Origin of the sequence: Streptomyces sp. NPDC051569 (assembly GCF_044454085.1) — a bacterium.
Taxonomy (GTDB): domain Bacteria; phylum Actinomycetota; class Actinomycetes; order Streptomycetales; family Streptomycetaceae; genus Streptomyces.
The window spans coordinates 153,036-172,672 of the sequence record NZ_JBITDJ010000014.1 but is presented as its reverse complement, the minus strand read 5'-3'; the positions used below and the strand labels follow the sequence as shown (position 1 = coordinate 172,672).

Sequence of the window (19,637 nt, the reverse complement as noted above, 5' to 3'; positions counted from 1 at the left end):
TCTGCTGTCCTGACACCGGCCCAGCATCGCTGGGCCACACCGCCACGGCAACCCCCGAATCATCGAGCGATGATCATTTGTCAGACACGACCTAGCGCCGCCGAGATGGTGCTCCACGTCGCCCGTCACCTGATCGAGCCCGCGCCCCCTCACCCGGACGAGCCCTGGGCCGTACAGTCCCTCGCCGACGGGGCGGCCGGCACCGCCCTGCTCCACATCGAGGCCGCACGCAGCCACGCCCAGCCCTGGAGCAACGCCCACCGCTGGATCAGCGCCGCAGTCTCCGGCCAGGTCAGCGCCGCCGATACCACGGGCCTCTTTCTCGGCGCACCGGCCATCGGCTTCCTCCTCAGCACCCCACCGGCCGAGTTCGACCGCCTCTACGCCCGAGCCTGGCGCACCGTGCACCAGCACGTCCTGGCACTCGCCCACCGCCGTACCGATGCCGCCCTGGCCCGTATCCACTGCGGCGACCTGGCGACCTTCGCCGAGTACGACCTCTTCTACGGCCTGACTGGCATCGGCGCCTACCTGCTGCGTACCAGCCCCGAAGACGGAGCACTCGAACGGATCCTCCGCTACCTCGTCGCGCTGACACGCCCACTCGCGCCGGGCGCTGGCGGCCTGCCCGGCTGGTGGGTCGGGCACGATCCGCGGCGAGGCCACTCCCGGCACTTCCCGGGCGGCCACGGCAATTTGGGCGCCGCCCACGGCATTACCGGCCCACTCCTCCTGCTCGCCCAGGCGCTACGGCACGGAATCGAGGTCCCCGGCCACCGCGACGCCATCCTGACCATCTGCGAGCACCTGAACACCTGGCGCCAGGACACCGCGACCGGCCCATGGTGGCCCGAACACCTCTCCCGCCGAGACCTCGACCACCGCCACCCGCACCGCCCCCACGCCGCGAGGCCGAGCTGGTGCTACGGAACTTCCGGTATCGCACGGGCGGGCCAACTCGCCGGCGTCGCCCTGCACGGCACCGACCTCCAAGCGCTCTACGAAGAAGCCCTGTACCGCGCCCTGACCGACCCCGCGCAACTGGCCAACATCACGGACACCGGCCTATGTCACGGCTGGGCCGGCATCTACCAGACCGCCGCTCGCGCCGCCGCCGACGCCCTCGACCCCCGCCTACGCGAGCTGCTTCCCACCCTCGGGCACGCGCTCCTCGACCACGCACGGCTCGACCCCACAGCGGCACCCGGGTTGCTGAACGGCGCCGCAGGCACCGCGCTCGCCCTGTCCACCCTCGCCACCCAGCAGCTCCCGAGCACCGGATGGGACGCATGTCTCCTGATCAACTGATGCAGCCGGAACCGAGCCCGACCGAACGCGCAGTCCTCAAGGTGCTCTCCGGCCAGCCGCTCACCGAAGCCGCAGCCGAAGCCCGGATGGACCCGGCGAACCTCTCCGACGCCGTCCAGGTCTTCCAACAAGCCGGCCGCGCAGCCCTCGGCAGCCAAGCAGCACAGCACGAGTGGTGGCACGCCTATATCCACTTCACTGACTGGGCGAACGCCGACCGCACCTTCACCACCCACGTACTGCCGCTGCTACGAGCAGGAGAAGCCGACGGCACCCTCGACGGCTGGTGGTACACCCGGAAGCACCCCTGCTGGCGACTGCGTCTCCACCGCCACTCCCGTTCCGAAACCATGACGCCCATCGGAGACGCCCTCGACCACCTCGTCACCGAAGGCCACCTCCACCGCTGGTGGCCGGGCATCTACGAACCGGAGGCGGCCGCCTTCGGCGGCCCCGCGAGCATGGCGGCGGCCCACGCCCTCTTCGTCGCCGACAGCCGCGCCATTCAGCAACTGCCCCTTCGTGAGGGCCTGCCCCTCGGCCCCCGCGAGCTGTCCGTCCTCCTATGCACAACCCTGATGTGCGCCGCCGGCCTCGAATGGTACGAACAGGGTGACGTCTGGCATCACATCATCACCGCCGAACACCGCTCCAGCTTCGCGGCCATCCCCCGCGACACCCTGGACGCGCGAGCGACAGAGATCCGGACCCTGCTCCTGGCCGACACGGACGCCCTGCTGGTCCTGGGCGCCCCTCTGGAACCGGTCGCCGAGTGGATGGGAGCCTTCCGCCAGGCGGGCCGCTCACTCGCCGAGTCAGTGCACCTCGGAACGCTGGACCGCGGCCTTCGCCAAGTCCTCAGGTACCACGTCCTCTTCCACTGGAACCGTCTCGGCTTCTCGCTCCGCACCCAAAGCACTCTCGCCTGGGCAGCCCGAGCCGCGATCCTGGGTGGGAGTAGGTCTTCCGTGCGCTCAACGACGAAGTCGTCTCCATGAGCACGGCGAGCGGACGCACGTCGCGGACAGCTTGTCGCGCCACACGGGTCCATCCCCGCAGGCGCGGGGAGCGGTCGCGCGGCGGCGGCGTCCAGGAGCCGACCTCGGGTCCATTCCCGCATGCGCGGGGAGCCGGGCGAGCAGATGTTCGTCGTCGACACGATGGTGGGTCCATCCCCGCAGGCGCGGGGAGCGGGCCCGCAGCTTGACCTCCGCCGCGCCCCGCACAGGTCCATCCCCGCATGCGCGAGGAGCAGTACGGCACCGAGTACGGCTACGGGTACGAGTGAGGTCTATCCCCGCGAGCGCGGGGAGCAGAATCACGGGGAATACCTCACCCACCCTTATGCGCCGGCCTCGCAGCCACCACCCGAACGGAACCCCGGTTCGAAACGCATCCCGCATGGTCGGAACGACAACAGCGACTCATCAACCCGCGCGCCACCAAAGCAAAGAACAAAAGAGCGCGTTGGGGGCAACCCCGCACGAGTTCGAATCTCATCTCCTCCGCATCGGCGTATTTGTTCGGGGTACTGCCCAAAGCTGGTTCACCGCACCAGCAGCAGGCCGCAGCTGTACGCCCTGGCGTGGCCGACGCCTCGGGAGAGGGCGGTGACGAAGGCGGTGGGGTCGGTGACGGTGAGGGTGCCCTTGAGTTCTGCTCGGGCGATGCGCAGGTTCTTGTGCGTGGCGGAGCTGGAGACGCGTGGCAGCATACGTACGGCGAGTCTTTCCAGGTCTGTGTCAGCGCCGATGCGGACGCCCCCGTCCGGAGCGGTCGGAGGATGGCCGAGCGGTTGCAGACGACGGGCGAACCAACGCTTCACATGCTCCGGGCGGGTGTGCGGGACCCGGGTTCCACGGGTCTTCGGCGGGGAGCCGGGTGGCGGTGGCATGGCACGGACCGGGTTGACGATCGTACGGAAGTCGACCCGGTCGCCGAGACGGAAAGTGCGATCGAGCGTGAGGGTGTGCGGAGCCTCGGCCAGGGCTGCGGTTGGAAGGCTGGTCCAGTCGGCGGGGACCGATGACTGGACCACCAGGCTGAGCCGGGCCTGACGGAGGTCGACGGTCCAGGTCGACAGGACGCCCATCTGTGCCCGGGGGTCAGGGCTGCCGTCGTCCACCCAACCCGGGAAGCCGCTCATCACGGTCCGGTGCATGTCTTGGGCGTCGACGAGCGACTTGGCAGCGAACGGATGCCGGGCGTCGAGGGTCAGCAGCGTCTGAGTGGCCACGAACCTGGCGAGGCCCGGTGCGGGCGCCGGGGTCGAAGGGGCGGGAGATGGGGTCGTGTTCACAGGATGATGTCCCATCCGGGGGCGTGCGGGGTGATCGTGATGCGGTGGCGGGTCTCCCAGCGGAGGCTGTGGACACCGCCGTCTGCGTCGAATCGGACGGGCTGGTCCGGCACACCGGCGCCGGGCAGCGGCCGGGGGCTCTCGATCCATGCCCGGGGGCGGGTACTCGTGGCACCCTGCGGGACGGCCGCGTCGGGGAGCAGGGCGTGCGACTCGAATGCTTCTCGCAGCGTCCCCGGCACGACGCCGAGGGCCAGGTCGCCGGTGGGTGGGCATGCTTTGCGGCCCAACCAGAGCAGGCGTTTCGGATGCTCCAAGGCGTAGGCGACCCGCCCAAGGAGGGCCGGGTCCGCATACTCCAGGCCGACCAGGAACGCGGCGTCGGCGAGGTACCAGCGCTCGGTGATCAAGGCGTGGCGGCGGACCTCCTTGGAGACCAGGGCTCCGGATGCCGGATCGGTGGTGACGTACTTCGGGGAGCCGTACCAAGCTGGCAGGTCCACTCGGCCGAAGACACTGGGTGGCGCGGTTGTGGTTGCGGTGGCTTTCGCGGCGCGCTGGTGATCGGTGATCAGATCGCGCGGGCGAAGTGGAAAGGTGCCTCCGCCGACGGTGTGGAAGTCGCGGACGCGGGTGCCGGGGCGGTCGGCGCGAACGCCGAAGCGGACCTCGGAGAGTTCTCCGAGCGGTTCCTCACGGTCGAGGCCGAGGGCCGCCGCGCAAAGGCCGATCACCCCTGATTTGGTGGGCCGGCTGTGGGTGTCCCGGTGGGCGAACCGGCCCGCGATTCCCCATGACTGGAGAGGTCCGGACAGCCGGATGAGCAGAACGTGGCGGTCGGTCACGAGGTGAGCTCCTCGGCTCGCGTGACCGATTCGAGGGAAGTCGGAAGCCCGAGGTCCGCCAGCAACGAGTCGATCTCGGCGTCGTAGGTGAGGAGCTTGGCCGCATGGAGATCGTCGCGGCGGCCGCTGACGAAGAGGTGGTGGCGCAGCAGCCTGCTCACGGCGACAGGGCCGGCCGGGCCTTCGGCCGCTTCGTTGACCGGCCGCTGGAACGCGGACGCGTAGTTGTACGGGCGTTCGCCCTCGAACGCGAGGACGAGCACGGGAAGGGAGCCGGTCGAGGCGGTCGAGTTCTTCTTCGCCTCCGGGAATGCTTCCACGAACGCGATCACAAATTCCCGTTCGGCCTCGGACGCAGTCTGCTCTGCCTCTTCCTCCGTCATCCCGGCCACTCGCAGATTGGTGCGGAGTTGTACTCGGTCGAGGACGGCGTGCCGGTAGAACGTTCCGGAGATGAGCGACTGGTAGCCGGTCATTCCCGCGCCCGCGTCGTCGGCGGCGTCAAGAAAGTTGAGAGCGTTGCGTTTACGGTCGAGTTTTGCGTCGTCCGCCGCCGCGTAGAAGTCCTCGATCTGTTCGGACTCATGCACGGTGAAGGCGTGGCCTGTCTGAACCGCGCCGTCGACGTTCGGGGAGTCAGGAATCTCGGCGAGGAAGCGACCATAGAGGGCAATGTCCACGGCGTCGCGGGGAGCGAGGGCGAGCAGAACGGCGTCGCGGGTGGCCTTGGGCAGAGGCGGTGGAGTCGCTTGACCGGGCGCCGCGCCCTCTGTTGACCCTTCCGGCTCCGCCCCTTCGGCCTTCTTCTTGGCAGCGGTACGGCGGGTTTTCTTCGCGGCTTCGGCACGGGCCAAGGCCTCGGCGTACTCGGCGTACCACTCCTCGACCGCGACCTCGTGGGCGGCGAGGTGAGCGGCGATCCTCGTCGCCGTGTCCGACGGCGCGAAGACGAGCACCTTCGTCAGGTTGGCGACGGTCTTCTTCTGCGGGTCGCCGAACTTGAGGCCGCACCCCTCCATGACCGCACGGACGACGGCTACGGCGTGCTCGCGGTTCCATCCATGCGCCGACTCCAGTTCACGGCCGGCCAGCAGTGCCCATTCGCGGGTACGGACCCCCATGCTGCGCCCGTTGAGGGCCCCACGGCCGGCGTTGGCCCGGTTGCGGGCGTGGACCCGCTCGGCACGGCGGCGGGCCTGGCTGGTGATCATGTGCCGTTCCACGCCGCCGAAGACCAGCGTTTTGGGCTGGCCGTTCTCATCGCGGACAGGCAGGACGGCGGCCAGGGTTTCGATGACGTGGAGGGAGAGGAACTGGCTTCTGCTGAGTGGCTCGGTCACGGGGCGGAGTCCTTCCGGGCGTTCAGTTCGTGGGGTCGGCTCCGGGCCGGGAGGCCGGTTCGGACATGGCGCCCCGGGCCATCGACGCGGGCATGTAGAACTCGACCGACCAGTGGTACGAGACGCGCGCCCGGCGGTCGTTCCACTTGATCAGGTCCTCGGTCAGGCCGGTCCAGGAAGGCGGTGGCTGCTCACAGGATCTGAGGCGGGCAACCGCGTGCTGGAGATGCCGCCAGGGGATGCGGCGGCTGGCGGCAACCCTGTCCAGCAGCCGCCGGGCGCCAGGGTTGTTCGGCCCGCGCCCGGCCCCGTCCCCGATCCGGCGGGCCGCCGCGCCCAGGCTGCCTCCGCCGTACGACGCAACGGAACGGCCCTGGTGATAGACGGCGAAGAGAAAGGCCACTCGTTCGAACAGTTCACGATGCTCGTCGCCTCCGTACCAGCCGGCCCGGATGTGGGCACTGGTGCCGGCCCGGGCCCGACGCAGTTCGGCCAGGGTGCCGTATTCGCGGTTGCGGACGAGGGCCGCGAGCCAGGTGGTGAGTCCCGCGCTGTCGTGCGGGAACGGGGCGTGCGCAGGCTCGGGCCCGGCCTGGACCGGAAGTTCATTCATCAGCGGTCTTCCCTCGGAGTTCGGCGGGCGCGTTTCGCGCGGTGACGAGGTTCTCGAAGAGCTGTACGGCACGGGCCCGTGCGAGGTTGTTGTTGGCGCTGAGGAGATGCAGCACGTCAAGGCGTTGATGCAGTTGGGTGCGGGCGGTCGTCAGAAGGAGCGACGCGTATGCGATGCAGGGCTCAGAGACCGGGTCGTCGTCCTCCGGTCCTCGGTCGACCACCTCGTCCAGCAATTCCTCGAAGTGCTCCTCGGCGGCGGGCCAGAACATCTGCCGGGCATCGAGGCTTGCCACCTGGCCCGCTTCGTCCGCCGTACGCATCGCCGGGAACGCCGTCTCGGCCGCCACGATGGCCGCTTTCTTGAGTGACCACGCCAGGTACTCGGCCAGGACGGAGCCCCGATAGGAAGCCTGGTGGAGGTGCCTTTCCATGTGCGGGGCGTAAGGGTAGGAGCCGCACGTCCAGATGATCGGCAGTGTCTTGTTCGCGAGCAACCCCACGGCCCACAGCCGGTACGGGGCTCCGGCATCACTGCTTCGGAGCCGGAGCGAACGCAGCCGGGCGTACAGCCCCGTGCGGTCGTCGCGGACCGCACTGTAAAGAGCGTGGGCATCCTGCCAGAGCGCCCTGGTGGGTGAGGGCCACAACGGCTTGCGCACACCGGCCGCGGTCGTGCTGAAGACAGCGTCCTGGCAGTGGCGGTCCGGATCGAGGGCGAGGACTTCACCGGCGCCGATCAGCACCCGGTCGACCACGGTCTGCCCGTTCGGACCGGCCGCTGGGCGCAGGAGGACCGAACGCCCCAACGCGCTGTGCAGATCCGCCGGGCCACAGGGTACGCGCGGATCGGACGCACCTTCAAAGCCCCGCCGCTGAAATCCGTCCGGAGTGGTCCATGAGGTGTTGAGCGAGCCGGTCGGTCCGTCGGGCGGATAGAGGTTGAGGCGCAGCGTCTCGCCGAGCGTCCGGCCCAGGGCCACGACCCGGATACGGCCGGCAAGCCGGCCGGCGGCGAGATTGGTCACCTTCGCGCCGAGCCGATTCCCCGACATCCTTGCCCGCCCGTAGGGGCCGTAGGCGTGCTGCGTGAGGACGGCCCGGAAAGCTTCGGCCGCAGGAAGGGGATTAAGCCGTTCAAGATGGTGGTGGTCGAAGTGCTGGTTGTAGTCACCCGCATGTTCGATGACCAACTGGGCTGTTCCTGTGCCGTTTTCGTTGAAGTCATCGGCCAGCCTGCTGCTCTGGGCCAGGGGGGAGCTGGGGTGGAACAGGTCCCAGGAGTCGTCGGGGCTGACGTCCAGCCAGTCGGCGGCGGGCGAGAGGTCCCGTCCGGTCTCGATCCAGTCGCGCCACTCCTCGTCGGAGTCCGGGCAGACTCCGGCGGCGAAGCAGATCGCCAACAGGTATTCGATGACCGCCACTCGCTCACCCGGCGACGAGCACTCGACCGTGAACAGGTCGTCGGCGTGCCGGAAGAGGGCACAGAGTGAGTGGTGAGCGGAGTCGCCGTCGAGGGTGACGGTGGGAATACAGGGAGCGTAACGGGGATCCCAGGCGAAGGGACGGACTGGGGGAGCGGGAAGGGCAAGCGAGTCGTTGGGCATTCTTCTCCACCACCGTCCTTGAGCGAGTAAGCGGCGAACCGGAGGGCGATGAGGGCTGTCCGGGAGGCGGCACCCCCGCGGGTGCGGGGAGAAAAGGACTTCCAGAAACGCCCCCGACTGAGTCGCGGGAACATTCCCGCACACGCGGGACCATGCACTGTGCGGTCCTGGCCGGGGATCACCTTCGTCCAGCTCAGCCGACTTCAGGAAGCCAGATGCGTGTACGTCATACACTCGGAAACTGCCGAGTCATCGGCGGTCTCGGCCGCCGCCTCATCGGCATGCCGATGAGGCGGCGAGTGACTCCTGCTCCGCTGACACAGAGCAGGGACCACCACTGGCTGGGACCGGCTGTTCTTGGCGCCGTAGCTGCGCCAAGAACAGCCACCTAGAGGAAGTGGTTGATCACTCCTCCGACCACTGCGGCGATCACGATGAGAACCAGATCGCCTCCGCGTCGTCGCAGCCATGCCCACACGAACCTGCCCATTGATCCCCTTCCGTAGCGACGCCTCGCACCCCTACCCGTCAGGGCAGGGGGCGTCGGTACGGCCGACGGAGCGGGCCGGTCAGGGAACAGTGAACCCTCCGATCGCACCCAGCCGCAGGCGTTTCGAAGGATCGGTCCTGTGCAGCACCTGATGTAGTCGGGTTGCCTCCTTACTTGACGCTGTCGGGTGGAGGGGGCCGGGACGACGGGAAGCAAGGTGCCCCCTCAGCGCGTTCGCCGCCGTACAAGGATGCCGAGCGTCGCACGGGCGTCCTTGCGTCGTTTCGGGCTGGACGCCAGAACGGAGACGAGGACGACGAAGAACAGTGCGCCCATGTAGAGCAGGGCGGCGCAACCGCTCAACAGCGTGGTGCCGCAAACCATTCGTGGGATCTGAAACACGTGCCATCCTTCGGTAGGAGCCGGTTGCCGGCTGCTGCGGTCAGGGACTCAGCATCGGGAAAAGCCGAATTCGGAGCTAGCAGCGGGACGGACAAATCGACGATTTACGCAGATCAGCGAGCTGGCAGAGAACGGTCGCAGCCTGGAGCGGCGAGGGTGTGGATGGGACGGTGACCAAGACGGGGACGGGTACGAGGACGGCGCGAGCCAGGCTGGGCACGATGCTGAGCAGTCTGTTCGCCCGCTCCGGGCTCCGCCTCACACAGGCGTCGTGCGAGTCCGGAGTGACGCTTAGGACTCTGCAAACCTGGACGGACGGGAAGTCGGCGCCAAGCACCCATGGTGAGGACGGCTTCTGGTCGGTCGTGTGGCTGCTGCGGCAGACGGCGGAGCAGGAGGGACCCACCGACGCCCAGTGGACGGAAGCCCTGCGCGCCGCTCAGCGGGAGGGCATGGCCAACCAGTCGCGGCAGCACTACGTCGGTGTGCATCATCCGGCTGACGAGGTGCCCGCCACACCGGCCCGGGACCGCACCGCCGAGCGCGCGGTCATGGACACCTTCGCGCGGAAGACCGATGCCGAAGCACCTGCGTACCTGTGCTGGTGTGCGGACGCCCCGGTGGGGAAAACGTCACTGCTCGCGGACTACGTTCTGCGGCACCCGCCGGCCACCGTGAACATCCTGAGCTTCTTCGCCTCCCCTGCTCACCGCACCGATAACAGGGCCGCGTTCGAATCCGAAATGGCCCGTCAGTTGGGCACGTTCCTCGGAGAACATCCGGCACGGCCGCCACGAGGGGCGGACGAATGGCGCCGCCTCTTCGACCGGGCCGCGGCGAAGAGCAGGAGAGAGAAGCGGAATCTTCTGCTTGTCGTCGACGGGCTGGACGACGATGTGTCCTGGCCCTGGGGGGCCGCTGACAGCGTCGCCGGGCTGCTGCCGTCCGCCCCGCCCCGGGGCATGCGCGTCCTCGTCTCGCTGCGCAGTTGCGTACGTCCCCCCGACGACCTGCCGTCCGGACATCCGCTGCGTGACATGGCGTACCGGCACGTTCTCGAGCCTGTCGCGGGCGCTGCCCATGACCGACAACCCCCGTCCGACCCAGTCGCGTTGGGTGTGCCCGTGGCCGGGCTATTGGCCGTGTCGGGCGGTGGCCTGTGTACGGCGGACCTGGCGAGGCTGGCCGGGGTGCCCACCGACCGACTGGATCGGCTGTTCCAGGGCCCCGCCGGGCGTTCTCTGGTCCTGGACGACCGGGTGGCCGGGACGTACCGCCTGGCCAGTCCACAGCTCGAACGCGAAGTGCGGGAGCAGTTGGGGGACACGGGAGTCGCCCAGTGCAACCAGAAGCTGGTTGCGTGGATTCGACATTGGCAGGAGGCGGGCTGGCCGGCGGGCACACCGCCGTTTCCGCTCGCGGCTCCGCCGGCACTGTTCTCGGACACCCCCGCACGCAGGGCGTACGCCCTTGATCCCGACCGGCTGCGCAGGCTCTCCGTAGCGGCCGGCGTGGGCGTCGCACTGGATCAACTCAGCTCCCTCGAAGCGTCCTTCGCCGATGTCTCCGGCGATCTGGCGGCGCTGGTGTCGCTGGCAGCGGCGCGAGACATGGTGTGCCGGGAAGCCCGTGAGGTGTCCGAAGGGGCTCCCTCGCTCATGACCCGCCTGGGGGATGCGGCGCGGGCACGTACGCTGGCCCTGAGCGCCCCCACGCCTGCCGCACGGGCGGTGCATCTCTCGGACATGGCAGTCGAGTTGGCGCTCGCCAAACTTCCCGGTGCGGAGGTAGTGGTCCGGGAGGCCGTCGAATGCCTGTCGTCGCAGAACCGGGCCGCTCACGCCTCTTCCGTGGTCCACCCGCTGGTCGACGTCTGGGCCCGGCTTCTGGGCTCCGCGCTCCAGATCCACAAGGCTGCTGGTTCCGATACCGCCAAGCCGCTGCTCCTGGCCGTGTTCGGCGGCCACGGCGTGGGAGTCGGTGAACTCGCCGACGCGGGCAGGTTGCTGGCCGAATCCGGTGATCGCGATCTCATGCCGGAGCTGATCTTGCGTGCCGAGACGCTGAGCGCCGGGCCCGCGCGGGCCCAGGCGGCCTCGGTCGATCTCTGGGGAGCGCTGGCACGGACGGGGGCCGTGGACAGCAAAGACGCAGGCGGCCGGATCGAGGGCATCTGCGCCGAACTGCGACGGGACGACGTACTCGGAACGGTGCAGGTGCTGGCAGCGTCGGCGTCGGCGCTCGCGCGGTTTCCCGCGCCGAGGACACGCAAGGCAACCGTTTTGCTGAGCGAAGCTCAGGCTGCACTGGCCGATCTTCTGGAGGCTGAGGGGACCGGGCCAACGGCGGAGGACCAGCGCCCTGAGCTGAAGAGAGCGCTGGTCCGCCTCGCGCAAGCTATGGCCGACAACAAGGCGACGAAAGAGGGCCTGCGCCGCCTCGATCGGCATCTGGAAGCCCTGCCGGAGTTCCTGCGGGTCGGCGGGCTTGGGGAGCTGACAACGGAACGTGGCCAGTGGATCATCGCCGAAGCCGAAAAGCATCTGGCGCACGAGGAGCAGGAGCGGGCGGAGAAGGAGGTGGAGCAGCACGCGCGGCGGCGCGCGAAGAAACAGGAGGAACGGCGGGAGCGAGACCGGAGGAACGCCCGGTACAAGCGCGCAATGGAAATGGGCGGGGACCGCGGGCGACGCGCTCCCAGGCCAGCCTTCGAAGACTCTCCGCGGCCGCGCGTACCGCTTCCTCCGGCCCCGCAGCGTGCTCCCGCGCACCGCAGGACCTGGGGGCTGCCGGCGCCCGCCGATGATCCGCGAACCGTTCCCCTGCACCGCCTGCTGCTCCAGGAGGCGGAGGACCGCCTCTGCGCGGGGAACCAGGAGGAGAGCCGGGACCGTCTGGAGGCAGCGCTACGGACTGCACCCCGTCTCCGGGTTCCGGCGGGCGCCGAAGGCTCTCACGATCCAGAGCTCTGGTCCGCGGATCTCTGCCGGGCCCTCGGCACGGTGGGCGGATTCGACGACGCCACAGCGCTGGTGGCCCAGTTGGCCGAACCAACGGAAAAGGCAGGGCACTTGGCGGCCCTCTCCCTCGGCTGCTCCCTCGGTGGGCACGGTGACGCGGGGGGCGAGTACGCCGCTGCGGCTCGTGACCTGCTGCCGGAAGGCTCCGGTCCCGTCCTGGCCGCCCGGGTAAACCAGGCGCTCGCGTATGCCGGCGCCGAAAGCGCGGCCTTCGTCCCGATCACCGCTGGTAGCAGTACCCAGCGGCGCCAAGCGGACGCGGCCGTCGCCGTCGGCCTCGCCCGGCACCGCCCCGATGAGGCGATGCGCTTCGCCGAAGACCTCGCCACGAAACTGGCCCGACGGATCGCGGCACCGAACCGGACCGGATCGTTCCGGGTCCTCCCCGGGCTGGCGACCCTGCTCCTCGCGACACCGGACGCCCTGCCGCCCGGCTCGCATCTCCGGAAAGCCCTGCACCAAGCCGTACGGGAGGTGACCCGCTCGCCCGCTCCGCAGCATGCGGCGACGATGACCGTCCTCGCCCTCCTCTGGCGGCTCGGCTACCTCTCCGACGAGACCGCTGAAGCCGCTGAAGCCGCTGAAGCCGCTGTCGGCCGATGGCGTTGCTCGCTCCGGCCGGGGCCTGGTTCTGGGCCGGAGATCGCCCTGCTTGCCGCGGTGGATGGTGACATCGCCCTGGCATGGCGGCATGCCGAGTCCCTTCGCACGCCAGCGGAACAGTCGCTGGCTCTCGGTGCCGTCGCGGCGCATCTGGCCGGGGCAGAGACCCCGCCGGCCACAGACCCGCAAGCGGAAGACCGCACTGTCCGGCTCTGCCTCGCGCTAGCCTGGGCCGCCACCAATGGTGAGCCGTCGAGAGGGTCGGCCCAGCAAACGGTGCATCGACTGCTGAGGACAGGCGGCTGGACTCGCGCCTTCCCCGCCCTTCCGCGCACCGCCCCGGAAGCGCTGCCACACCTGGCCGCGATCGCGTTGCACGCCCGCCGCCGGCGGGAGCCAGACCCGGACACCGGTGCGAACGACCCGCCATGCTGAGCCGAGACCCTGGACCTGGTGGGCGCCCCGACCAAACGAGCGGCCCATCTCGCAGTCGGACACCAGGTCGGCTGCCTGCTCACCGCAGTCTGCGGGAGTGTAGGGGCGAGTAATGCTCGCAATTGGCCAGGGTGAGTGCGGAGGATTCATCCCCGCACGCGCGATAGCAGCGCTCGATGGCCTGGATCGGCGTCCTGGCCTTGGATCCATCCCCGCTCGCGCGGGGAGCAGGAAGGCGGGCACAGCGGGACGTGCTCGCTCTTGGGTCCATCCCCGCTCGCGCGGGGAGCAGTCTGCTTGACCTGCGGACCTTCGACGAGACCAGGCCGCGCAGAACCAACTTCAGCGAAAGCAGCAAAGGCAACAAAAGGCACATCCTGCCCTTAGGGTGAGATCCACCTTTCCAGGCAACAGAGTACGGCCGACGAGTAAAGCAGCCAGCCCCTTCCACGAGGGGCTGCAATCCGAGCGGCACCGCGTCAGCATCACCCCGCCCCGACGCCGCACGAGACCACGCCCACCCTGCCCGACCCCAATGCCTGCCACGTGCAAGCGGCGCAGAGCCGGCGACACAGGTGACCCTCCCTACTCACGCAGGTATGCCTACCTTCCTCCGCAGGACCCGGCTTGAGGAACCGCACGCACGGCCCGCAACCACCAGTCCGACCAGGGTTAGCACCCCGCACCCCGGAGGGTTGCAGTTCGGCTTGCATTCACCCCCGTCCACTCCCGTCCAGAGAGTACGCAGGCCCACACGGCACCTCAGCTCAGAACGGTGACGACCCCCAGCGAACCCCCGGCGAGCAGTTGGAAAGCGTGTTGGGGGCAACTCCTCACGCGTTCGAGTCTCGTACCGCCTGCCCCGCCAGCGCTCTTGCCGATAGCTCCCGAGAGCTGCACCATCGTCCATGGTGCAGTCTGACCTCCCAGCGCTGCTGGGCCGCCCTACTGCTGTACAGCAGCGCGGTACAGCAACCAGGCCGTCCAGCAGCGCCCCTCAGTACACCTGGAGCCACCTCCGACCTGCACAGATGACCTCAGCGACCGTCCTGCCTGTAGTTCGCATCGAGGGGGTCAGGGGTTCAAATCCCCTCAGGTCCACCGCAAGGCCGTTCGCGGGTTCACCCCGGAACGGTTCACGAGATCCCGGTCAGACGGTCACCGTCTGACCGGGATCTCGTCGTCTGAGCTCCTGCTTGTGTGAAAGTCAGCCTGCCGGGCTGCCGGGAAGCGCGGCGGCCCGCGTCGGAACGGACCGGGAGTCGGGATGCGGACATGCCGCGGGGACCGCAGGCGTGGCGGCAGGCTCCTGCGGTCTCGCTACGTGTCGATCTTCAATCATTCGGAACGTGCCCGCTCAGGGGCTACGGCTCAGCGCCTGGGAGCGGGGCGGGACCGTCAAGCTGATCGTCGGGTAGGGCAGAAGGACATCGTTCGGCTCGAGGTCGAGGCCTGTGACGGCGCTCTGCTTGCTCGCGGCCAGGAACTGCTCGAGTTGGAGGGCGCGGCCGGCAATTCGGGGTCGGAGTAGGCCTCGGCGGTGTGTGGCCAGGCGATGAGCATCTGGACGACGGAGGCACTTTCGGAGGCATTGCACGCGCTTGCGCCGTGACGGAGCGGACGGCGGGGCCGGAGCCGCTCGGCTACTGACCGCGGATGTTGCGGCCCGCCTCGGTGGCGGGGGTAGAGGATCGCGTCGGCGACCGGTCCGCCCGAATCCTTGACGCCGCCGCTGAAGTTGAGGCGTCCGGCGGCGCCGGCCTTGGCGGCCACGCCGTCCCAGTAGCGGAGCTCGCGGTCCCACTGGATGTCGGCGAGGAGACAGTGCAGGTCGTCGCCCCCGAGCGCGTTCATCGGGTCGGCGCACGGCGTGGTCTGGTGGACGGCGATGCCGAGGCCCGCGAGTACTGCGGGGGCGTGATGGCACTGCGCGAGGCGAAGTGCGGGAAGGGGGCGGAGATCAGCCGGGCCGGCAACGGGACGACGCTCCCCTCCACCTGCTCGGTGTTCGTCCCGGCAGGAAGTTCCTCCTCGTGGACGGTCTCCGCCGAGCGGGACAGCCCGGAGCGCCCGTAGATCGCGGTGATGACGAGGGAGCGCAGCGCGGAGAGGGTGATGACCTCCGGGTCGGCCTTGCCGACCTGCCGCTTAATGGCGTTGACGAGCTTCGTGACCGGTACGAGTTCGCCGTCGATGTCGACCTTCACGGCATCGGCGACACGGTGCGCGAGCCGGGTCGCGAAGTCCCGCTGGTCCATCGACATGGCCAGGTTCTTGGCGACGACGACGCCCTGCGCATTGCGGTCGTAGAAGGTCTGCCGCGCGTCGGCGACGGACAGATCGACGTACAGCTCGAAGGGGATGCGTACCTGGGCGAGTTCGGCGTAGGTGAGCCCGTAGTGCTCGGGGTCCTCGTAGAGCTCGTGCCAGGCGGTCGTCTGCGTCTCGCCGTCGATGGCGACGGCGGAGGTGCCGGGCGTGATGGTCAGGGTCCGCAGTCCGGTGCCCGGCGGCAGCTCGTCGCTGAGGGCGGCGAGCGGTCCGGCGTGCCAGAAGGTGATCGGTGGCGTGGACCAACCGGCACCCAGCTCACCCTTGACGCCATCGGCGATGTACTCGGCGTACGAGCCGACGTTCTTCCCCCTTCTGTGTCGACTTCAGGGCCCGCTGCACGAGCCGCCGCAGCTCGGCATGCGCCGGACAGCGCCGGACGCGGCCTGCTGCCCGCCTTCAACGCGGCCATCGCGGACTCCGAAGTGCGCCGAGTGGCTGTTGTCAATGACGAGGCGAACCTTGGCGAAGTCTTCGACGAGGTCTTCGCCGACAAGGTGGAGGAGCACGTGGGCCTCATCACCGACCTCGGCAAGCGCTACTTCGCGCCGGACAAGGGTTTCCAGTCCTCGCTCAACCGCAGCGCCTGCCGAGCCGCGTGGCGGATGATCCGCCGCGAGGAGGGCGTGGATGACGCGGCCTGACGGTCGACGGCCAGGATCCTCGTCCGTTCATGCGGCCGGCCGCCCTATCGGCCCGGAGCCGTCCCCAGCCCGGCTTGCGGCTGGCCGCCGTCGACCGGGATATGGGCGCCGTTCACGGCTCCGGAGGCCGGTGAGAGGAGGAAGGCGATCACCCGGGCGACTTCCTCGGCGTCCAGCAGGCGCCCGCTGGGGTTGCGTTCCGCGTACGCCCCGTACGCCTCGGGGTCACGCCGGCGCAGGCGGTCCCAGCTCTTGCCCGGCAGGAGAATCGAACCAGGGCTGACGGTGTTGACCCGGACCCCGTAGGGGGCGAGTTCCTGACACAGGGCGCCCGCGAGGTAGATCTCCGACGCCTTGGCCGCCCCGTACTGCGCCGGGAAGCGGGGCTTCCAGCCGGAGATGGAAGCGACGATGACCACGGAGCCGCCGGGACGCAGAGTGTCCAGCGCCGACCGCACGGTGCGCACCGCGTGGCCGCCGTTCAGCTCCCAGGTCGTCTGCCAGTCCTCGCGGGTCGAGTCGAGGAGGCCGCCGCCCCGCTTGCCTCCGATGTTGGCGACCAGGCCGTCGAGGCCGCCGAGTGTGCTCCCGGCCTGCCGGGTGAAGTCTTCCAGTTCGTCCGGCGCCAGGACGTCCACAGCCCCGGCCACAACCTGGGCATCGAAATCCTTGCGCAGCTCGGACGAAGCCTTCGCCAGGGTGTCGGTGTCGCGACCGCAGATCGCGATGGACGCTCCCTCGGCGGCGAGGAGTCGGGCGACCGCGTACCCCAATCCCCTGCTTCCACCGGTCACGAGGAACGATCTGCCGCGCAGTCCGTACGCGACGGCCGGTACTGCCGCCGCGTTCTCCTCAGCCGGTTCACGCTGGTTCATGGGCCTCACTCTGTCACCCGGCCGTCCTCAGGGACTCAACGCACCAGCTTGCGGATGACGATGCCCACAATGAGCGTGGTGAACAGCATTCCCGCCACGGTGAACGAGACCGCGAGTGCTGACCATTCGGCCGTCTTGAGCTCGGACGGCATGCCGGTGCCGACGTTCAGCCACAGGGCGAGGGCCAGAACGAAGCTCTTACCGGCGACGATCCCGTCCGTAAGGTCTCGTCCTGGTTCGCGCACCGCGCCCGCCAGATGGAGCACCAAGCCTGTCAGCACGACCCCTGCCGCCAGCACACGCGCCGGATTGCGCGCGCGCACTCCCCAGCCGAGGATCCCGCCAAGGACGCCCCGTCCGATGGCCCGCCGTAGCGGCGGCAGGGCCGCTGCCTCGCGCTGTCGAGCGAGGTAGTAGAGCTCGTCGACTTCGCGATTCCGGTTCCTTCTGGCCAGAGCCGACCGGACGGACTCCAAGGCGACAGAGGTCACTTCGGTGAAGGAGCGCTCCAGGAAGGAAAGGACTTGGGTGCCGTTGCGGAAGACCTCGCCGGCCAATTCCATGTCACCGACGCTGGAGAAGCTGTCGAGACTGTAGCGGGAGCCGCCGGAAGGAAGTCCGAGGGTGCCTGTGACCGAGGAGCCGTGCAGGCTGATCACGGATGACGCCTCGGACGCCGAAGTGAGTGACATGACGGTCGTGTTGTGGAGGGCGAGGCGAGCGGTCGTTTCAGTCCGCTCGCTGCCCGGACTGTCACAGAGTCCGAGGTTGCGCACCTCCACGGGACCTCTGACAGTGCTGTTCGTGATCGTGCTGTCCTCGGCAGGAATGACCAACCCGTTCACTTGTACCGTCTCGCTGCAGCGAAGCTCGTTCGCCCGCAGGGGCTCGTCGAGTCGCACTCGCCGCAAGGTGAGCTCGGGTGTGTCGACATCGTCGATCTCGATTGCGGACAGCCAGAGATCGTCGAACGTGATGTCCTCACGGGCGCGCAGTCCTCGTACGACCGCACGGGGCCGGCCGAGGCGGCCGCCCGTGGCCTGGCTCCGGACGACGAGCGAGGACACGCGCGTGTTGCTGATCCGGATCGACCCGCGCAGAGCGTTGATCTGCACGAGTTCCTCCACGCGGATGCGCTCCAGCCGAGTTTGCCCGCATGAGTGCAGAGCGAGAAAGTCCAGCGCGGAGTCGGTGACGGTGACCTCACAGCCCATCGACGCGTTGCGGATGGTCAGACGGCCGATCCGGGAGTTCACCACCAGGAGCGCATCCGCCTCCACGTGATCGACGACCAGTTCATCGATGTGGCAGGAGCGCACGGTGAGCACTCCGTCGATGCTCATACGGTCCAGGGAGACACGGTCCGCCGATACGGTGTCCAGCAGAAGGTCCGTCGTGACCTCGTCATGACGCAGATGCACGCTGCGATCGCTGACGGTGCGCTGGCGACCGATTCTCGCCAGCTCCTCCAACGTCCGGACAACTCCCACCGGCATCCCCCTGTTGCTTGTGGCCGTTGATGGCGCTGTACGTGTACTCGGACGTGCTCACACGCGGCGCTGAGCCGCGCTCCGGCGAACCCCGCTTTCGTCCGGGCCGAGCCCGAGAGCCGCGAACAACTCCTCCCTACTCAGGGACTCCGTGGCCTCGTCCAGCGCGTGGGCGATCTGCTCGGCAGCCGTCTGCGGATCCGTACGGTCCGTGCGTATCACCAGGTCGAACAGGTCCCGTACGTCGGAGACGAGAATGTCCTCCGCTGTCTCGTCCCAGGCGGTGAGCCGCTTCGGCGTATCGGTGTCTCCCCGCTCGCGGGACCGTGCCTCGCATACGTTCCTCGGCACCCAGAGGAGGACGCGCAGCCACGAGGTCGCCTGACTGCGGTCCAGCAGCGTGCGCATGTCGGTGACGTTGCCGATGTGGGTGATAGGGGTTCGGCCCCGCTCCTGCGGCTGCGTGAGGGAGAGGTCATCGACCGCGTATACGTTGCCGTAGCGCCGGGTCTCCGCGACGATCCTGCCCTGACGGCGCAGATCATCGAGTTCCTCGGCGGCCACGAACCGGTATCCGGCTGACCGGCCGGTCCCGTGCTTGAGTTTGATGACGGATTCGAAGCGTGGGTCGGCGGAGCAGAGGGCAGCCGTCACGGTGTCCTTGCCGGATGTGGGGGGGCCGTAGAGAACGATCGCGCTCATGAGTGCCCCAGCAGCCGTTGCGCGATGGACTCGACCTGCTCGGCCAGCGGGCGTGAGGCTCCGATGCGGTTGTCGATGACGTGATGAAGCGTCGCTGGTCGCAGGCCGAGATCGAGGCCGCTCGTGTACGTAGGCCAGTGCGTCAGCTTCCACGTGTCACGGGGCGCATTGCGCGAGATCAGCCGGTCTCGCATCGAATCCAGGTCGCTGTCCACCCACAGAGTCTCGAAACGGGCTCCGGTCCTGCGACACCGGCGTGCCACCCGAGACGCCCATTGCGCATCAGCGCTCTCGGCGAGGAACGGCGCCACGGCGACCACAGACGTTCCGCACTCAAGGTTCTCCCAGACCGCCTTCATCAGACACTCGTACTCCAGCGGCCTGGCGTGTTCCAGGTAGGTCGGACTGTGGCGGTCGTCCGGATCTCCGCCCAGTGCCAGCAGCAGTCGCTCGGTCATCGGGCGGCTGATGGTGTCCTTGTCGAGCATGGCCCAACCGGTGGCCGCCGCCAGGAGCTTGCCGGCCTCCGATTTGCCCGAACCGGCATACCCGGCGACAAGAGCAAGGGTGATGGTGCTTGTGCCTAACGCAGTGGCCACGCTGTCCGCCCCCGAGACGTTTCGATGCAACTGGC

At 68.9% G+C, this 19,637-nt stretch carries 14 protein-coding genes; 3 read left to right on the top strand and 11 right to left on the bottom strand.

Going from position 1 to position 19,637, the window contains the following annotated elements; all coding sequences use genetic code 11:
• The first annotated feature begins 69 nt into the window (after positions 1-69).
• Together ACIBAE_RS20665 and ACIBAE_RS20660 are read left to right on the top strand one after the other, a co-directional pair.
• The gene (locus ACIBAE_RS20665) at positions 70-1,308 is read left to right on the top strand and encodes a lanthionine synthetase C family protein (protein WP_399287393.1); all 1,239 of its coding nucleotides are present in this window, start codon (positions 70-72) and stop codon (positions 1,306-1,308) included.
• Positions 1,308-2,306, top strand: coding sequence for a thiopeptide-type bacteriocin biosynthesis protein (locus ACIBAE_RS20660; protein WP_399287391.1), 999 nt, complete (start codon positions 1,308-1,310; stop codon positions 2,304-2,306). The genes ACIBAE_RS20665 and ACIBAE_RS20660 overlap by 1 nt, the downstream gene beginning before the upstream one ends.
• Positions 2,307-2,854: 548 nt before the next feature.
• Here ACIBAE_RS20660 and ACIBAE_RS20655 read toward each other — a convergent pair.
• The 6 genes from ACIBAE_RS20655 to ACIBAE_RS20630 form a co-directional block, all read right to left on the bottom strand.
• Positions 2,855-3,544, bottom strand: coding sequence for a type I-E CRISPR-associated protein Cas6/Cse3/CasE (locus ACIBAE_RS20655; RefSeq protein WP_399287388.1), 690 nt, complete (start codon positions 3,542-3,544; stop codon positions 2,855-2,857).
• A gap of 59 nt (positions 3,545-3,603) precedes the next feature.
• Complete coding sequence (gene cas5e, locus ACIBAE_RS20650) at positions 3,604-4,452, bottom strand: type I-E CRISPR-associated protein Cas5/CasD (protein WP_399287386.1); 849 nt, start codon at positions 4,450-4,452, stop codon at positions 3,604-3,606.
• The gene (locus ACIBAE_RS20645; protein WP_399287383.1) at positions 4,449-5,792 is read right to left on the bottom strand and encodes a type I-E CRISPR-associated protein Cas7/Cse4/CasC; all 1,344 of its coding nucleotides are present in this window, start codon (positions 5,790-5,792) and stop codon (positions 4,449-4,451) included. The genes cas5e and ACIBAE_RS20645 overlap by 4 nt, the downstream gene beginning before the upstream one ends.
• A 22-nt stretch (positions 5,793-5,814) precedes the next feature.
• Positions 5,815-6,405 carry a type I-E CRISPR-associated protein Cse2/CasB gene (gene casB, locus ACIBAE_RS20640; RefSeq protein ID WP_399287380.1) on the bottom strand — a complete coding sequence of 197 codons (591 nt, stop codon included), beginning with the start codon at positions 6,403-6,405 and terminating at the stop codon, positions 5,815-5,817.
• Positions 6,398-8,011 (bottom strand): type I-E CRISPR-associated protein Cse1/CasA, encoded by a 1,614-nt coding sequence (locus ACIBAE_RS20635; protein ID WP_399287377.1) that lies wholly within the window; start codon positions 8,009-8,011, stop codon positions 6,398-6,400. The genes casB and ACIBAE_RS20635 overlap by 8 nt, the downstream gene beginning before the upstream one ends.
• Positions 8,012-8,726: 715 nt before the next feature.
• Entirely contained in the window at positions 8,727-8,903 is a 177-nt protein-coding gene (locus ACIBAE_RS20630) for a hypothetical protein (RefSeq protein WP_399287374.1), read from the bottom strand.
• 221 nt (positions 8,904-9,124) lie between these two features.
• Here ACIBAE_RS20630 and ACIBAE_RS20625 point away from each other — a divergent pair, with 221 nt between their 5' ends.
• A complete protein-coding gene (locus ACIBAE_RS20625; RefSeq protein ID WP_399287372.1) occupies positions 9,125-12,961 on the top strand; it encodes a hypothetical protein in 3,837 nt (1,278 codons plus the stop codon).
• Positions 12,962-14,811: 1,850 nt separating this feature from the next.
• On the opposite strand, the gene ACIBAE_RS20620 is transcribed toward ACIBAE_RS20625, so the two are convergent.
• The 5 genes from ACIBAE_RS20620 to ACIBAE_RS20600 all read right to left on the bottom strand — a co-directional run bounded on the left by ACIBAE_RS20620 (position 14,812) and on the right by ACIBAE_RS20600 (position 19,602).
• A complete protein-coding gene (locus ACIBAE_RS20620) occupies positions 14,812-15,417 on the bottom strand; it encodes a DNA sulfur modification protein DndB (protein WP_399287425.1) in 606 nt (201 codons plus the stop codon).
• Between the two features lie 563 nt (positions 15,418-15,980).
• A complete protein-coding gene (locus ACIBAE_RS20615; protein ID WP_399287369.1) occupies positions 15,981-16,811 on the bottom strand; it encodes an SDR family NAD(P)-dependent oxidoreductase in 831 nt (276 codons plus the stop codon).
• 35 nt (positions 16,812-16,846) lie between these two features.
• Positions 16,847-18,283, bottom strand: coding sequence for a hypothetical protein (locus ACIBAE_RS20610; protein ID WP_399287366.1), 1,437 nt, complete (start codon positions 18,281-18,283; stop codon positions 16,847-16,849).
• 75 nt (positions 18,284-18,358) lie between these two features.
• Positions 18,359-19,003, bottom strand: coding sequence for a guanylate kinase (locus ACIBAE_RS20605; protein ID WP_399287363.1), 645 nt, complete (start codon positions 19,001-19,003; stop codon positions 18,359-18,361).
• Complete coding sequence (locus tag ACIBAE_RS20600) at positions 19,000-19,602, bottom strand: AAA family ATPase (RefSeq protein ID WP_399287360.1); 603 nt, start codon at positions 19,600-19,602, stop codon at positions 19,000-19,002. The genes ACIBAE_RS20605 and ACIBAE_RS20600 overlap by 4 nt, the downstream gene beginning before the upstream one ends.
• Positions 19,603-19,637: the final 35 nt, after the last annotated feature.

What these genes read in the sequence shown, in the direction of transcription:
- ACIBAE_RS20660 (WP_399287391.1), top strand. Translation starts at nt 1,308, where the DNA reads ATGCAGCCGGAACCGAGCCCGACCGAACGCGCAGTCCTCAAGGTGCTC.
- ACIBAE_RS20625 (WP_399287372.1), top strand. Translation starts at nt 9,125, where the DNA reads ATGCTGAGCAGTCTGTTCGCCCGCTCCGGGCTCCGCCTCACACAGGCG.
- ACIBAE_RS20615 (WP_399287369.1), bottom strand. Translation starts at nt 16,811, where the DNA reads ATGAACCAGCGTGAACCGGCTGAGGAGAACGCGGCGGCAGTACCGGCC.
- casB (WP_399287380.1), bottom strand. Translation starts at nt 6,405, where the DNA reads ATGAATGAACTTCCGGTCCAGGCCGGGCCCGAGCCTGCGCACGCCCCG.
- ACIBAE_RS20665 (WP_399287393.1), top strand. Translation starts at nt 70, where the DNA reads ATGATCATTTGTCAGACACGACCTAGCGCCGCCGAGATGGTGCTCCAC.
- ACIBAE_RS20635 (WP_399287377.1), bottom strand. Translation starts at nt 8,011, where the DNA reads ATGCCCAACGACTCGCTTGCCCTTCCCGCTCCCCCAGTCCGTCCCTTC.
- ACIBAE_RS20605 (WP_399287363.1), bottom strand. Translation starts at nt 19,003, where the DNA reads ATGAGCGCGATCGTTCTCTACGGCCCCCCCACATCCGGCAAGGACACC.